The following is a 15,043-nucleotide window of genomic DNA, read 5'->3' on the forward strand; positions in this document are numbered from 1 at the left end:
AGATAGAGCCACCCCGTTTCGCGTATTTCTTAGTCAATACGACAAGTTTCAGGCATACCTAACCCAGTAAGCTTGTTCAACGCTTTTATCATCGCGTAAGTTTCACCCACCTGTGCATTGTAATTTCTTAAGCTCAGTTGCCCTCCTAGCAACTGTTTAACTCGATACATCACTGTTTCTGAGAGTGAACGTTTGTGGTATCCATACCGCTCTTTCCAATACTTATTTGAGCCGTATAATTTCTGGCAACCCACGGCGAGATTTCGAGGGTGACTACGTTCCCAGAAGGATGCCCCTTATCTTGGGGGAATAAGCGCAATGGCTCCCTTAATCTTAATAGCAGCGTGACACGCTCTCGTGTCGTAAGCGCCATCACCAGACACCTCAAGGATACTTCGGCGTGTTTGTTTCAGTAAGTTAGGGAGTACTTCTCCATCTGTAACCCTCGATAAACTTAGCTCGGCGGCAATGATCTCATGAGTGTTGGTATCGACGGCAATATGAAGCTTTCGCCAGACTCTACGCTTGCCATCCGTCCCATGTTTTTTGACTTTCCATTCACCTTCGCCATAAACCTTAAGGCCAGTAGCATCAATAGCTAGGTGCTGTATAGCTCCTCTCGTTTTAGTCCTAAATGAAACCTCAACTTGCTTGGCTCTACGACTGATGCAGGTGTCATGCGGACAACTTAACGGTACATTGGCTAACCTAAATATCGAGTCGATAAATCCTTGAAGCGCTCTCAATGGCATAGAAAAAACTCGTTTCACCATGAGTGCTGTCGTGATAGCTAAATCACTGAACCGACGCGGCCTCCCGCGCTTATTCTGTTTACTTTGCGCCCACCCGCTTATTGCTTCTTCATCAATCCAAAAGGTCAGAGAGCCACGGTTAATGAGTGATTGGTTGTATTGCTTCCAGTTGGTTGTTTTGTAACGAGGCTTAGGCATAGGGCTACGAGAGAGGGTGGAGGTAGCTGATCAGATCGTAGGTTCTTGATTTAGTTCCATTGAATTACGCAACAAAGCCCAAAGCATGTCGAGAAAAGGTAACTGCTTGGATAATGCTGTTGCTGAAAACTTTTTTGCTTTACTCAAAACCGAGATGTATCACAACCAAAGCTTTGAAGATGCAGATGCTCTGATAGAACAAATTAAAGAATACATCGAGTACTACAATACCAAACGTATAAAAGTGAAACTAAAAGGCCTGACTCCGATAGAATATCAAACTCAGGCCTTGAAAGCCGCTTAACAGAAATGTCCAACTTTATGGGGTCACTTCATGTTGGCTGGCTTTCTTATTTCTATTTGATTACTTGGTTTGAGTATCAAGCATCACTTGCCAGTATTCACACTTGGCCAAGAACTCTTTTAAATAAAGCTCTGGGTTAGCAAGCTTCTCACCGCCCTTAACATCAGCGCCAGTCACTCGCCAAAATCCACGAGTGACCAAGTTTCGATGATAAATAAAATCGTTGAGTTCATTGGTCTTCAAAGGAAGTTGCTCACCAAACGTATTTTCGTAGCGGCTCAGAGTCGAGGCTTGTTCACTTGGCTTCTCCCTTAAAAAGGTATCCAAATCCAAACCTAATGACTGTTGCTGCTCTTTTGATAGGGCTTTAGCTAATTTAGAGATCACACTGAACAGAGCCAACTCAACTTTTTGAGACGCTAATAACGATGCACCTAATAGCGCATGCTCGTTGGAAATGTGTTGTTCTGTTGATGAAACGGTTGCTGTTGTCACTGTGTTAACCTCAAATAATCATAACGGGTGTTACTGAACTGGATAGAGTCTTTTCACTAAGCTGAATCTTATTCTTGTCATTAAGAAGAATCTTGCAGCTAAGTAGAGTCTTGCAACTAAGCAGAATCTTTTAGCAGAACACGGTCAGCATCAATAATGGTGAAGCCTGATGCATCTTCATTCTTTTCGACTTGCACTAAACCTTTAAAACCAATCTGCGACAGCTTCTTCGCAAGTTGATCTGGTGCTGTTTCAAAAACAACATTCATAAAAGGTAAAGACTCAGCATCAACAAAACCATGCTCGTTAAACAGTTCCATTGCTTGAGATAAATGGTCTGAGTCGGTTAATTCGATAATTTCTACAACTTCTTCCAACAACATTTTCGATTCCATATTCGCCAGAAAGTGACTGACACAAGCACTTACGTTTTGCTCGCATACATCCCGATGCCCGAAGACACCCCTTTAGTAGTAGGGAGATCATAACATATTAATAATCGAAAAATATGTTTAATTTCCCTAACCTATTGGGAATATTAGAATAACAATAGAAATTGGTGAAGCATAGACAAGACCAATTCATCTTATCGAAAGCAACAGCCTGATTTGAGGCAATCAGGCCACCGTAGCTTGAGAATCGCCCGTTTCTACAATCGATTCTTGTAACAAGCCAGCATAAATACCATTGTGCGCCACCAGCTGTTGATGATTACCTTGCTCAACAATTTCACCCTTTTCCAACACCAAAATCGTATCTGAGTGACGAACGGTACTCAAACGGTGTGCAATCGCAATCACGGTTTTTTCCTTGAAAAGGCGCTGCATTGCTTTTTGAATCAGGTCTTCGGTGATTGAATCTACCGAACTGGTCGCCTCATCAAGCATCATCAATTGACCACCCTGTGCAACCGCTCGAGCGAACGAGATAAGCTGCGTTTGCCCTACAGACAAGTTGGATCCGTTCTTTTCCAAGTGGAAGTCATAACCTTGTGGCAATTGTTCAATAAACTTATCGGCATAAACATAGCGCGCCGCCTGCTCAACCTCAGTTCTAGATAGATGCGTTTTACCCAGCGCGATATTGAATTGGATGGTCTCTTCAAATAAGTGCACGTCTTGCATCATCATTGAGAACAAATGAGCAGAGTCTTCGCTTGAGATCTGTGACAGCTCTATTCCATTCAACAAAATGCTGCCTTCATAGTCTTGGTAGGTTTTAGAGATCAGACGCAGAATCGTCGACTTGCCCGAGCCCGTCGAACCCACAAGCGCGATTTGATGCCCTTTCTCCAATACAAACGAGACATTCTTTAGAACGTAGGGAGAGTCGTCTTTGTAGCGGAAGCTTACGTTCTTAAACTCTAGGCTCACAAACTGTTCAAGCTGTTTCTCAACCTTGTTAGATGGCAGCAGGTTGCGTCCTTCCTCTTCAGTAGGCTCAACAAACAGCTCTTCAATATGGTCAAACGCTGCAAATGAACTCTGAATCGAAGCTATCTGCGAAGTAAAGTCACGAATCGGAACAAACACTTTCTCTAAGGTGTTGATGAACGCAATCAGCACACCCAATGTGAGTGCCCCTTCTATCACTTGCTCAGAGCCATACCAGATCATAATCGCGATGGTGATAGAGGTGATGCCAGAGATAAACGAGAACAAAATCGCATCGTATTTATTGATCTTCTTCTGCGCTCTTAAAAACTCATCGGTATAGCCTTGGTAACGTTGTTCGACTTGCTCTTCCGCTCGGTACATCTGAACGGTTTTCATGCCAAATAAGACTTCTTGCAAAAAGCCAATACCGCGAGCGAGCGAAGAACGAGTCACCTTATAGAGAGCACGAAGTCGGTTTCTCACATACACCGTCAAATACATCACTGGCGGCATAATGATCAATACAATCATCGTTAACTGCCAATCAATGAAGAACATCATCACCAACAGAGCAATGGTATTGATGCTGTCTTTAACTAGCCCGACAACCGACTGAACAAACGTCTCGCCGATGGTTTCCAAGTCACTGGTTAATCGTGAGAGCGTTACTCCAATCGGTGTGTTATCAAAATAGCTGCGCGGCAGTTTGAGCACGCGAGCAAACAATACTGATCGCATGTCAGTTATCGTGTATTGACCAGTTTTACGCAGGTTGTACGAATAGGTGGTATCCACCACATAACTCGCCACCAGCACGGCAACGAGATAGAAGACGTATTCGAGCAGACCATCCATATCCCCGTGACTCAAGTGAACATCTATCACTTGAATGATCAGCCAAGGGAACAACAAGCTCGTGATGACAGAAAGAGGAAGCATAACGATGCCCAGAATCGCAGAGCCTTTGTATTTCTTAGCAAACTTAAAAAAGTGCTTGAGGTACTTGAGATCAACACCTTTTAACATGCTACTGCCTCCGTTTCATTCTGCTGTAGCTGCCATGTATCGTAATAGTAATCACAGGTTTTCAATAATGTGGCGTGGTCGCCCTTCGCGATCACTTTACCTTCGTTCAACACGATGACTTCATCCATATATTCAAGGGCATTAACGCGGTGTGAAACCACAAGAACCGATTGATTTTCCAAGCGCTTAAACAAGCCTTCCAAGATCTTACGTTCTGTTTCATAGTCGACAGCCGATAGAACGTTATCCATGATGATCAGGTCGGTGGGTTGCAATAAAGCACGCGCAATACTTAAACGCTGCTTCTGGCCACCAGACAACATGATCCCTTTCTCACCGACTAAGGTTTGATCGCCGTGTTCAAAACGTGTCACATCACTGGCCAACTGACTGAGCTCTAGCACTTCATCAACCTGACTCTTTGCCAAATCGGTATCTAGGCTACCAAAGCGGATATTGTCTTCGACGGTTGCTGAAAACAGGTAAGGGTCCTGAGTCACGGTTTTAACATAACGGCGTAAGTCACTGCGTGAGAAGCTAGTGACATCTCTTTCACCAAGGAAAACAGAACCTTCTGGTACATCCAAGTGATGATTTAAGCAGTTCACTAACGTCGTTTTACCCGCTCCGATACCGCCTAACACACCCACTTTCTTACCAGCTGGAATATCAAAGCTGATGTCATCGAGAATCAAGCGTTCTTCACCTGAATAGCTGAAGCTGAGGTTACGAACAGAAAACGTTTTTCCCTTCAGCGATTCAACATCTAATTCAGTGAGCTTATCTTCATCTAGCTCTGGGACTTTGGCATTAAGAATGGTTTGTGCACTTTGAATGCCCACCATGCCACGCTGATAAATGGTCGCGATTCTGCCAAGCTGCATCAATGGCATAGCGAGCAAAACCGAGTAAGTCAGAAAGGCAGTTATCTCACCAAGTGTAAGTTCCTGTCTCATTAACATGTAGCCACCAAGCCCAAGAATGATGATTTTCATCAGGTCATTGGCGTAGTCGAGTACCGGCATAAAGAAGACTTGAATGCGTGTAATTTTAAGGCGGCATTCAAGCAATAACTGGTTCAGTTTTTCAGTTTCGGCTTTCACCCAAGGTGACATCTGCTGGCTCTTAATCAAATCAATCCCAGACAGGTAACTCATTAGCTGAGCAGACAAGTTTTGTAGACGTTTCATGTGTTCTAAATGCAGTGTTTTCATTCGCTTGAAGCCCACACGGAAAATCACAAAAGCGATTGAGATAGGAATAATCGAATACAGTGTGAGTTCTGGCGATATGCGCCACATGTAAAAAGGCGTCAGCGACAACGCAAGCAACGCATTGAAGAACTGCAAGAAGCCAACACCAAACAGCAGTCGAATGCCACTAAGGTCATTGTTGATAATCGAGATCAGTCGACCCGAAGCAAAGCGTTCGTGAAAGCTGCTCGGTAAGCGATTCAGCTTTTGTAAAAGAGTACTTTTGAGCGCAGCCTCTGTAATTCGCCCCGGATTAAGCGCATAGATACGAGACAGAATTCTCACCACCACCATGGCAACCGACATCCCGACCACAATCCAAACATAGGTTTGAAGCTGTTGGTGGCCAGTTGAAGAGGCATCATCAATCAAATCTATCGCCAATTGGATATAGCGAGGGATCTCTACTTGTAACCAGTTGACGAGAAAGATAAACACAATCGCCAATAAGTACGAGGTGCGATTCATGCGCAGATAATGGGCAATAAACTGTCTTTTATTCATAGTATTCTTTGTTTAGGGCAGGCTCACAGCAAGATTTAGCGATATGACCAGTCAGTTAAGCTCTATAGGGTCATCACTGAGCTAAAGATACATTAAAAACACTTAGTTGACAATATCAACCATATTCAATAATTGATTACCGCTATTACATTTTAGCATTGCTAGAAACAACTTTGCCGCCAAAAGTGGCGGCAAATAAATTGCTTAGCAGGCCTGGGGCTGTTGACCTTTCGAGCTGGGTTTTGCAGCATCTTGTGGGAAATTTATACAAGGAAGAGGTTTTGACGTGTAGTTGGCCTACATGAAAAGCCGATAACGCAGTAGAAATGAACCACAAGAGCTGCCCGAAGGGTTCGGCTAAAATCGTTTTATGCTTTGTTGAAGAATATTTGCTTAGAATGACTAGGCTACATACTCTTCGCCGCGCCTAAAACGATTTTATATCGAACAAAACTTAACCACGAAAGGTCAACAGCCCCAAGTATTGATAACGTCTAAAGCATCTCTTTGGCAATCAAGTGCAGCAAAAAGGTTTCACGTTCAATACTCATGCCTTTCTTAGGGCTCTCTGCCATGGTCTTTTCGTTGTGAGCGATCGCTTCATGGATATTCATCCACACCGGTTTCATCCCGTTTTTCACTTCATAATCTTCGTAAGCCGTTTCACCAAGCTCACGATCAATCTTGCATGAGTAGCAGTAAGAAATCATGTGCATCATGTCTGCATCGTCTTTGTACCAAGGACGAAACTCTTCAAAAATGCCGAACGGCTTGATGCTATGGATATTCTTCGCGCCAGTCTCTTCTTCGAGTTCACGAACCATACCTGCGATCACATCTTCCCCTTCATCCAAACCACCACCAGGAATGGTGTAGTCGTGATAACGCTCTGTATACAGCATCAGAATGTCTTCACCATCTAACACAATGGCACGGGCAGCGTTGCGCTTGTAGACCGTTTTATTGTCTAGATGGTCGATATCAGGGTGGATGGTTGTTTTTAGGTGTCTCATGATTCTGACTGCTCTACTGAATTTGGCGGCATCATATCATAATCCTCAATAGATTCGAGGCTCACAACCGCCAACAAGAACTGATCGGACGGGGATATTCCTACGGTAACTTGAATCCACTTAGCTTGATCTAACACTCAAAAAGTCGTTAAACATGAAGAAATATCAACCTATTTCAATATCTTGACCAAATTAGGACAACCTTTTCTGAAATCTAAAATATACTAATTTCATAGAGCTTCTCATTTGGTTCTGTAGAACTTAACGCATTCGATTATAGAGTTATCACGTAGGAGATAGACATGAAGAAAATTGGTTTGATGGCTGTATGTGCCGTTGTATTGGGCGGTTGTGCAAACGACTATGCAGAATATAGCGAAGGCCAACGTGTTTCAGTCGCTAACCCAGCAGCGGTTTATTGTGTTCAACAGGACGGTGAATTAGACACGGTTACTGAAAACAATCAGCGTACAACTTACTGTGTATTCGATGACGGCGAGCGCATTGAACAGTGGGAGTACTACCGCAATAACCATGAGCAAGATTCAGAAAACCAAAGTTAATCACTGTAAAAAAACACATGAGCCTTCTGGCACAATGTTATGGGCGATGATTACGTTCGAGCGGTTAAAAACATCGCTGAAGAAGGCACTGAGCTTCTAGCTTAATGTCTGATTGCCTTTGCGAGCTTAAAGACCGTTATTGGCATCACGAGAAAGAAATAACCACCTATCGCCACCAGCGATGTGTGTTATCCGATTCCGGGTCTAAATAACGATTCAATAAAGTCAGGTTAGTATCGAGTAATGCTAGGTATTCCCTGACTTTTTTTATATCGGTACCCACTGAAGTCTGCTGGATACAGCGCCCTAATATTGGGAGTAAACTCTCCACAATGTCAAAGTCAGATGAACGTCCAACTAGCTCCTTGGCAGTTATCAATGCTTCCAAAGACAGTCTTTCTGGCTCTCGTCTAACCAACTCTAAATCTCGCTTAAATGCGCCCGCACAAACACCTTCAAGATAAACTCGGTAGGTCGTCAGTACGTCCATCAACAGAAACAATTGCCCTTGAGCACTTTGATGTGGGTATGGCACCGCAACATGAGCATCCAACCTGCGATCTATTTGCAGCTCTATCCCAAGTGCGGAACACTTCTCGACGAGAACTTTAAGCAAACCTTGCTCGTCCATGAGCGATTGAATCTCGAATATACGTTGTAAGTGGTAGTCATTAGAAACGAATGTCACTTGCACACTTTGCCCGCGAGTAAACAGCCCGCTTGCAATCATCTCTGAGGCCAAGTTTTGTATGTTCTCGACAGTGTTGGTCGAATGCTGCTCGAGCAAAATCGCTCCTAAGAAAAACGGATGTTCACGCCGCTTTTCAAGCTTCCTAAAATATTGGTGCATCGCATCGGCTTCAGACAGAGTTTGCCCTTTCGTTATCCCACCACAAAATGCAACCGCGGTTTGCTGATTCGACTCTTCTACCAAAGGCTCCGCCAGATACTCAAACAAAGCATCAACTCGACTGATTCCTTCATCAGTCAATTTATTCTCATTCAGTCGCTTACCCAGCACAATAAGGAGGTGATTAATGCTCATTTTATGTTCAAGTCTCGTTTTGGGGATTAGATGGAGTGAATTATGTATACAATACTTGTTAACAAAAGTATTTTGAAATTCTTATATGTTGCTCGCAATAATGCTCACTATTGATAGCGACATCTTAGGTAATACAAGAATAGACGTGTCGCTTTACAGCAAACATAGCACGCTCTTGTATTTCATCGCTCTATGCTTGTTAGCACTAGTCGATAAAAGAGCCCTTTCAATCAATGAATACGCTCTATCGCATAACTGTTTCACCCACAGAACAGGTTCACTCAAAGAAGTGCAACTAACCAAATACAAATTTTACACAGAGTTCGTCCATCGAACCGTCTTCACAGGAAGTTACTATGCTGTCTATTTTTGATATCTACAAAATTGGGGTTGGACCATCCAGCTCCCACACAAATGGACCAATGATCGCTGGGTTTAACTTTACCCAAAAAATTGATGCTCAGCTTAAGCAAGTGAAGCGTATTCAAATCGACTTATACGGCTCGTTATCATTGACGGGTATTGGTCACCACACAGACAGAGCGACCTTGTTAGGTTTACTAGGTAACCGCCCCGACACCATTAAAATCACCAGTGCTAACCAAGCTATGCGCAAGGCGATTGAAGATAAATCTCTATTGGTTAGCGGTAACCATGAAATTCATTTCGATGTAGAAAGCGACCTTCTCTTCCACAAAACTAACCTTCCGTTGCATGAAAATGGCATGACTATCTCTGCCTTTGACGCAAGCGGTAGTCTTCTGGATATGGAAACCTACTACTCGATTGGTGGTGGCTTTATCGCAACCGCTGATGAGCTACAAAACGGCAAACAGGAATCAGAAACACAAGTTGAGTTCCCTTTCTCTTCTGCCAACCAGTTACTTGAACTATCAGAACAACAAGGACTTAGCCTTGGTGGCTTAATTCTGCGTAACGAAGTGTCTTTCCAAGGTATGGATGTAATTGACCAGAAAGCCGACCAAATTTGGAAGGTGATGTCTCTGTGTATGCAGCGTGGCTTTGACACGGAAGGCATCCTTGATGGCGGCCTAGAAGTCACTCGTCGAGCACCTGCTCTGCTTAAAAAGCTTGAAGCGAATGCCTCGATTGAAAACGATCCAATGGAGATCATGGATTGGATTAACCTATTTGCCTTTGCCGTGAGTGAAGAGAATGCAGCAGGTGGCCAGGTTGTCACATCACCTACTAATGGTGCGGCTGGCGTTATTCCTGCGGTTTTGATGTACTACCATCGTTTCATCAAAGAGCTAGACACTAAGCAACTTAAAGACTTCTTGGCGGTCTCTGGTGCAATCGGCATCTTATACAAAACCAACGCTTCGATTTCTGGCGCAGAGGTAGGTTGTCAGGGTGAAGTCGGCGTTTCTTCTTCAATGGCAGCTGCTGGCCTAACTGCCCTGCGTGGTGGTAGCAACGAGCAAATCTGTATTGCCGCTGAGATCGCGATGGAACACTCACTGGGCATGACATGCGATCCGATCGGCGGGCTTGTTCAGGTGCCATGTATCGAACGTAACGCAATGGGTGCAATGAAAGCAATTAATGCATCGCGCATGGCATTGAAACGTACCAGCAAGTGTCTTATCTCGTTAGACAAGGTTATCGAGACCATGTACCAAACAGGTAAAGACATGAACAAGAAGTATCGTGAAACTTCTTTAGGTGGCTTGGCCGTGATCCACATGGCACCCCCGTGTGAGTAACAGACAGGAACACGAGTGGAGAAAGCCTCTATAGAGACGGCATTCGTGTAAACTTAGTTTTCAATATCTCAACAAAGCCAGCCACCAAGCTGGCTTTTTTATTGGCTAAATCCCAGCAGCCAATTGAAAGTGATACTCACTCAAAACTTTACAGAATGACCACCTCTAATTTTCCCTTAATTAGTTCATTACTTAGCCGCAAGTGATGATGGCTGCATTTCACACAGCTATGCATCCACTAGCAAAATCTAACATTGCAAATTTCATTCATAAGAAATATGAATGCACTCATAAGAAAAGATATATCGAGCAAAGTCCTGTTTGAGACAGATGTTTCAGTTTATGTATTACTAGTAATGATATTATAATCGGGTAATTACACTACATATTAATACAAATGTGAGAATAAAATAATGTGGAATAGATTAAACAAATCAATGATGTTCTGCCAGATGATGTTTGGACTTTCGTTCTATGGCGTCATGGTGATCTTGACTCGTTTCTTCCTTGAAGATCTGAACTACAATGAAGCCGACACCATGATGGTTGTTGGTGCTTTCTCTGCAATCGGACCGCTATTTGCTATCGCAGGTGGCTTTATCGCCGACAAGTTTTTAGGCGCTTACCGATCTTTAACCATTGCCTTCCTAGGGTTCGCAAGTGGTTACGTTCTACTGGTACTTGGTGCAGCAGCAACCAATGTTCCGATGGCATTATGTGGTATTGCGTTAGCAAGTTATGCACGTGGTTTGATGTCTCCTTCTTACCCAAGTCTTTACAAACGCACGTTCAAAACTCAAGAAGATTTTGAGAACTGCTACCCAATCAACTACTCAGTAAACAACATTGGCGCTCTACTAGGTCAATACCTGTTCCCAATGCTAGTGCTTGTTGTTGGTTTCCACGGTGGTTTCCTTCTTTCTGCTGTTCTAGCAGGCGCTGCGCTTCTAATGATGATCTTTGTTCGCAAGGGCCTTGTTGAAGCAAGTGCTGAAATCGATCAACAACCAGTAAGCACTAAAAACTGGGCAGCCTTCCTTGGCCTTTCTGCAGCTATGATTGGCTTGGTATTTTTCATGTTCTCTAACATGGATATTGGCCAAAACATCGTATATGCAATTGGCGGTGCAGCGATCATCTACTTTGTCTCTTTGATGATGAAATCGAAGAAGTCAGACATGCTGAAAATGGGCACAATCTTAATAATCACATTCCTGACGACCTGTTTCTTCGTGTACTACGGCCAGATGATGACGTCGATGACTATGGTAGCAATCAACACCATGCGTGGTGACCTATTTGGCTTCATTCCTGTTGCACCAGAAGCGTCAATGGCGATGAACCCACTATGGTGTATGGTTGCGGGCCCTATCATCGCGGGTATCTTCTCTAACCTAGAAAAGAAAAACATTAACTTCTCTACGGCAACGAAAGTCGGTTTCTCATTCATTCTAACGGCTATCGCTTTCGGTATCCTAACAATGGCAGTAACCACAGTTGGTGATGACGTTCTGATTCGCCCTGAAGTATTCCTAGCGATTCACTTCTTCCTAGCATTTGGTGAAGTAATTGTTGGCTCTATGGTTGTAGCCTTCATCCTGTCAGTTGCACCTAAGCACATCGAGAACTTCTCAGTAAGCTTGTTCTCTGTTGCTATCGCACTATCGGGCATTGTTGGTGCCGTATTCTCAACGTCTATTGCACTAGAGAAAGGCCAAGAGATCACACAAGAGATCGTGCAAACGGTTTACGGTGATTACTTCCAAATGCTGACTGTTCTTGCAGTCGTGATGGTAGGTATCGCAATGGCAGCATCGTTCATTATTCGTAAGATGCTAGAAGCTGCGAAAGCCGCTGATGAAACAATTGAACTAGAGCAAGCTAACAGCTGATTACTCTCACGTTCAACCGCTCTAACACATCAAGCCCTTTAGTTTTCTAAAGGGCTTTTTTTGTCAATGAGTTTGACCCACACAGATCGAGGAGTTCTGGTTAGATTGCATTTATGTAAATTATAGTAAATGATAATTATTAGTATTGAGAGTTTTCTGGTTCAGGATTATGATGTCGAAATCAAAATCCAAGAGAGCCTTATATGAGCAAGCCTAGCCCTATCACATTAACCGTTACTCAAACCTTAACCATTACTCCAAACATGCAGCGTATAACGCTTAGCGGTGAGGGATTAAGTAAATACCCGACAGAATGTGCCGGCGGCTACATCAAGCTTTTATTCTCGCCACTCCGCACCACAGATTTGAGCCAATTGAATGAAGGTGAGCGTCCTACCATGCGCACTTACACTATTCGTCAGTACAACCCAGTAGAGCAATTTATCGAAGTCGATTTCGTTCGCCACATCACTACAGATATGCAATGTGGTTTTGCTGCAAGATGGGCAATGAACGCACAAGTGGGTGATACTATTTCCGTGGCTGGTCCGGGTCTAATCCAAGGGCTAAACCTTGAGTCGGATTGGTTCTTCTTAGTCGCAGACATGACTTCACTCCCTGCGCTTTCCGCAAAAGTAAAATCACTTCCAGAGCACGCGAAAGGTCACGCTGTGGTTCAAATCAACTCAGCAGCAGACAAGCAAACTCTTGAAGCGCCTAAAGGCATCAAAATCACTTGGTTGATTGAAGATGAAACTGAAGAAACACTATCACAAACCGTTCGCAGCATAGAATGGTTAGACGGTCAGGTTTCAGTATGGACAGCATGTGAATTTGAAAGCATGCGCGAGCTAAGACAATACTTCCGCAACGAAAAAGAAGTCGCAAAAGAGAACATCTACATCAGCAGTTACTGGAAACGTGGCGTCACCGAAGATGGCCATAAAGTGCTGAAACAACAAGATGCTCAAGCTTTAGCGGGTTAAGTCTTTTACTACCTACAGCTTCTTACTAGATAAAGAGAAAACGCCCTTGACGAAGTTTGTATCGCTAAGGGCGTTTTTGATTTAGCTTAATATAGATGCCTCTGCACAAATATCCAATCGTTCCGGCGAGCTTTTAAGTCAATGAGATAACTAAGCCAGCAATAATTAGAGAGACGCCTACACCGCGAGTCGCGTGCCACTTTTCCTTTAAAAAGTAGATCCCCATCACTACGCCGAAGATGATACTTACTTGCCTAAGTGCCACAACCAAGCTGACGTTCTCTGTCATAGTCATCGCAAATAACACCAAACCATAAGTCGAAGCCATCATAATGCCTGCAAGCGTGGCTTTCTTTCGCAGTATCCAAGCATTAGTAAACTCGATTCTTTGGTTGGTTACGAATAACCAAACACTCAACGGAATCACAATTGCCCAGAACTGGATACCTAGGTAGAAAATCGCGGTGTGCTTGTTAGTTATAACTGGTGTGATCAAAGGATCGAGTAACAGAAGCGCTTCTTTATCAATGATGGAATAGCCCGTGGTACCAATGGCCGCGATTAACGCCCACAGTACGCCAAGGTTGAGATACGCTTTTAACCTAAGATCTGAAAACTTCTTAAGTGGTACAAACAAACAACCCAAGGTAATCAAGGTGAAGCCAAACCATTGATTAGGTGACAGCTCATAGCCTATCAACACCGTGCCTAAACCCACCGTCAACACGGGCAGCGCTCGTGCCATCGGGTAAATCACCCCAATATCGGCCTGTTTATATGCAGCACCTAGCCCAATTAGATAAACAATTTGGCAAATCCCACTCAACAAAACCAATTGCCAGAATGGAAGTAAGATATTTGACAGTCCAACACTGTGAACATACCAGATCAAGTAAGGCGTCAATATCGCGGCAGCGGCAAAGCCAGAGGCTAAGAAGAAAGACGAGCCCGAGCCTTGATTAGATTTACCTAGAACATTCCAACCCGCATGAAGCAGAGCCGAAATGATCACGATGACAATGGCAGAGAATTCCATTTCATTCCTAAATTATTGATGAATTAGCACAACGGCTGACAACAGGTGATAAAAAAGGCCTCCGAATAAGAGACCTTTGAGCGTTTCAATTGGGCAATCCTGCATAATTGCAGGTATGCCAACGTTATAACGTATGACTATCGCTCTAGCTGTGCGATCGACTCAATGCTGATCGCGTCATGACGCCAATATTCAATATCGCAATCAATCAAGTCGCCGTTTTGGTTGTAGTTCACACGCTCTACGACCATTGCAGGAGAACCAGAAGTCGCACGCAGGGCTTGCGCTGTCTCGCCAAGTAAAGACGTTGTGCTCACTCGGTAACGGATCTTCTGATACACCACGCCAAAGTGCTCACGGTAGATGTCCGTCAACGATTTAGACAAGTCATAATCAAGCAAATTAGGGAACAGCTCAGGTCGAATGTAGTTAGTCACATACACAACGGGTCTGTCTTCAAGATAACGAACTCTGTCTACTCGATAAACATCCGAAAAAGGTTGCAGCTCAAGAAGCCTAGTTGCTTCCTTGGTTGCTAACATGCCTTTCGCCGCCACCAACTCTGTTTTTGGCTTACGATTCTGCGACAAAGCCATATTCGTGAAGTTCAGCGTTTGTGTTGGATCGTAGCGCAGTGGCGCAGGAGAGATAAACCAACCACGTCGGTCTTCTCGATAAATACGCCCTTCCGCTTCAAGTGAAGACAAGGCTTCACGTAACGTAACTCGTGTTGTATCAAACGATTCAGCCAGTTTTCGCTCCGCAGGCAGCTTCTGTCGTGGTGTTAACATCCCCGACTCTATCTGCTCTACGATGACATCTTTGATTTTTACGTACTGCACTTCATTTCCTTTTATTCTTGTTCTTGTCGTC

At 43.9% G+C, this 15,043-nt stretch carries 12 protein-coding genes and 2 pseudogenes; 5 read left to right on the forward strand and 9 right to left on the reverse strand.

Going from position 1 to position 15,043, the window contains the following annotated elements; translation table 11 throughout:
- Nucleotides 1-29: 29 nt before the first annotated feature.
- A pseudogene (locus tag OCV19_RS20430) lies at nucleotides 30-950 on the reverse strand (IS5 family transposase).
- A gap of 79 nt (nucleotides 951-1,029) precedes the next feature.
- On the opposite strand from OCV19_RS20430, the pseudogene OCV19_RS20435 reads away from it, so the two are divergent.
- A pseudogene (locus tag OCV19_RS20435) lies at nucleotides 1,030-1,254 on the forward strand (transposase); the annotation flags it as partial.
- A gap of 60 nt (nucleotides 1,255-1,314) precedes the next feature.
- Here the strand turns inward: OCV19_RS20435 and OCV19_RS20440 are convergent.
- The 5 genes from OCV19_RS20440 to OCV19_RS20460 form a co-directional block, all read right to left on the reverse strand.
- Complete coding sequence (locus OCV19_RS20440; protein ID WP_065677269.1) at nucleotides 1,315-1,749, reverse strand: hypothetical protein; 435 nt, start codon at nucleotides 1,747-1,749, stop codon at nucleotides 1,315-1,317.
- A gap of 116 nt (nucleotides 1,750-1,865) precedes the next feature.
- Nucleotides 1,866-2,132 carry a hypothetical protein gene (locus OCV19_RS20445; protein ID WP_017059525.1) on the reverse strand — a complete coding sequence of 89 codons (267 nt, stop codon included), beginning with the start codon at nucleotides 2,130-2,132 and terminating at the stop codon, nucleotides 1,866-1,868.
- A 234-nt stretch (nucleotides 2,133-2,366) separates the two neighbouring features.
- A complete protein-coding gene (locus tag OCV19_RS20450) occupies nucleotides 2,367-4,151 on the reverse strand; it encodes an ABC transporter ATP-binding protein (protein ID WP_065677268.1) in 1,785 nt (594 codons plus the stop codon).
- Complete coding sequence (locus OCV19_RS20455; RefSeq protein WP_065677267.1) at nucleotides 4,145-5,908, reverse strand: ABC transporter ATP-binding protein; 1,764 nt, start codon at nucleotides 5,906-5,908, stop codon at nucleotides 4,145-4,147. The genes OCV19_RS20450 and OCV19_RS20455 overlap by 7 nt, the downstream gene beginning before the upstream one ends.
- A gap of 494 nt (nucleotides 5,909-6,402) precedes the next feature.
- Nucleotides 6,403-6,921 carry an NUDIX hydrolase gene (locus OCV19_RS20460; RefSeq protein ID WP_017059522.1) on the reverse strand — a complete coding sequence of 173 codons (519 nt, stop codon included), beginning with the start codon at nucleotides 6,919-6,921 and terminating at the stop codon, nucleotides 6,403-6,405.
- Between the two features lie 302 nt (nucleotides 6,922-7,223).
- Between OCV19_RS20460 and OCV19_RS20465 the strand changes: the two genes are divergently transcribed.
- Nucleotides 7,224-7,484: a putative hemolysin gene (locus OCV19_RS20465; protein ID WP_017059521.1), complete on the forward strand. Its 261-nt coding sequence runs from the start codon at nucleotides 7,224-7,226 to the stop codon at nucleotides 7,482-7,484.
- A 166-nt stretch (nucleotides 7,485-7,650) separates the two neighbouring features.
- Here the strand turns inward: OCV19_RS20465 and OCV19_RS20470 are convergent, their stop codons facing one another.
- A complete protein-coding gene (locus OCV19_RS20470) occupies nucleotides 7,651-8,529 on the reverse strand; it encodes a YdcF family protein (protein WP_065677266.1) in 879 nt (292 codons plus the stop codon).
- A 356-nt stretch (nucleotides 8,530-8,885) separates the two neighbouring features.
- Here OCV19_RS20470 and OCV19_RS20475 point away from each other — a divergent pair, with 356 nt between their 5' ends.
- The 3 genes from OCV19_RS20475 to OCV19_RS20485 all read left to right on the forward strand — a co-directional run bounded on the left by OCV19_RS20475 (nucleotide 8,886) and on the right by OCV19_RS20485 (nucleotide 13,134).
- Nucleotides 8,886-10,256 (forward strand): L-serine ammonia-lyase, encoded by a 1,371-nt coding sequence (locus tag OCV19_RS20475; protein WP_065677265.1) that lies wholly within the window; start codon nucleotides 8,886-8,888, stop codon nucleotides 10,254-10,256.
- 413 nt (nucleotides 10,257-10,669) lie between these two features.
- A complete protein-coding gene (locus OCV19_RS20480) occupies nucleotides 10,670-12,148 on the forward strand; it encodes a peptide MFS transporter (RefSeq protein WP_048669525.1) in 1,479 nt (492 codons plus the stop codon).
- Between the two features lie 203 nt (nucleotides 12,149-12,351).
- Nucleotides 12,352-13,134, forward strand: coding sequence for a siderophore-interacting protein (locus OCV19_RS20485; protein WP_065677264.1), 783 nt, complete (start codon nucleotides 12,352-12,354; stop codon nucleotides 13,132-13,134).
- Nucleotides 13,135-13,267: 133 nt separating this feature from the next.
- On the opposite strand, the gene OCV19_RS20490 is transcribed toward OCV19_RS20485, so the two are convergent.
- Together OCV19_RS20490 and phnR are read right to left on the reverse strand one after the other, a co-directional pair.
- Nucleotides 13,268-14,170, reverse strand: coding sequence for an EamA family transporter (locus OCV19_RS20490; RefSeq protein WP_065677263.1), 903 nt, complete (start codon nucleotides 14,168-14,170; stop codon nucleotides 13,268-13,270).
- Nucleotides 14,171-14,307: 137 nt separating this feature from the next.
- Nucleotides 14,308-15,012, reverse strand: coding sequence for a phosphonate utilization transcriptional regulator PhnR (phnR, locus tag OCV19_RS20495; protein ID WP_004730140.1), 705 nt, complete (start codon nucleotides 15,010-15,012; stop codon nucleotides 14,308-14,310).
- Between the last annotated feature and the right edge of the window lie 31 nt (nucleotides 15,013-15,043).

This window comes from Vibrio celticus (assembly GCF_024347335.1).
GTDB classification, from domain to species: Bacteria; Pseudomonadota; Gammaproteobacteria; order Enterobacterales; family Vibrionaceae; genus Vibrio; species Vibrio celticus.

Excerpts from the sequence above, each read along its gene's own strand:
- OCV19_RS20455 (WP_065677267.1), bottom strand. The coding sequence starts at position 5,908 with ATGAATAAAAGACAGTTTATTGCCCATTATCTGCGCATGAATCGCACC.
- OCV19_RS20475 (WP_065677265.1), top strand. The coding sequence starts at position 8,886 with ATGCTGTCTATTTTTGATATCTACAAAATTGGGGTTGGACCATCCAGC.
- OCV19_RS20445 (WP_017059525.1), bottom strand. The coding sequence starts at position 2,132 with ATGTTGTTGGAAGAAGTTGTAGAAATTATCGAATTAACCGACTCAGAC.
- OCV19_RS20480 (WP_048669525.1), top strand. The coding sequence starts at position 10,670 with ATGTGGAATAGATTAAACAAATCAATGATGTTCTGCCAGATGATGTTT.
- OCV19_RS20470 (WP_065677266.1), bottom strand. The coding sequence starts at position 8,529 with ATGAGCATTAATCACCTCCTTATTGTGCTGGGTAAGCGACTGAATGAG.
- OCV19_RS20465 (WP_017059521.1), top strand. The coding sequence starts at position 7,224 with ATGAAGAAAATTGGTTTGATGGCTGTATGTGCCGTTGTATTGGGCGGT.
- OCV19_RS20490 (WP_065677263.1), bottom strand. The coding sequence starts at position 14,170 with ATGGAATTCTCTGCCATTGTCATCGTGATCATTTCGGCTCTGCTTCAT.
- OCV19_RS20485 (WP_065677264.1), top strand. The coding sequence starts at position 12,352 with ATGAGCAAGCCTAGCCCTATCACATTAACCGTTACTCAAACCTTAACC.
- OCV19_RS20460 (WP_017059522.1), bottom strand. The coding sequence starts at position 6,921 with ATGAGACACCTAAAAACAACCATCCACCCTGATATCGACCATCTAGAC.
- OCV19_RS20450 (WP_065677268.1), bottom strand. The coding sequence starts at position 4,151 with ATGTTAAAAGGTGTTGATCTCAAGTACCTCAAGCACTTTTTTAAGTTT.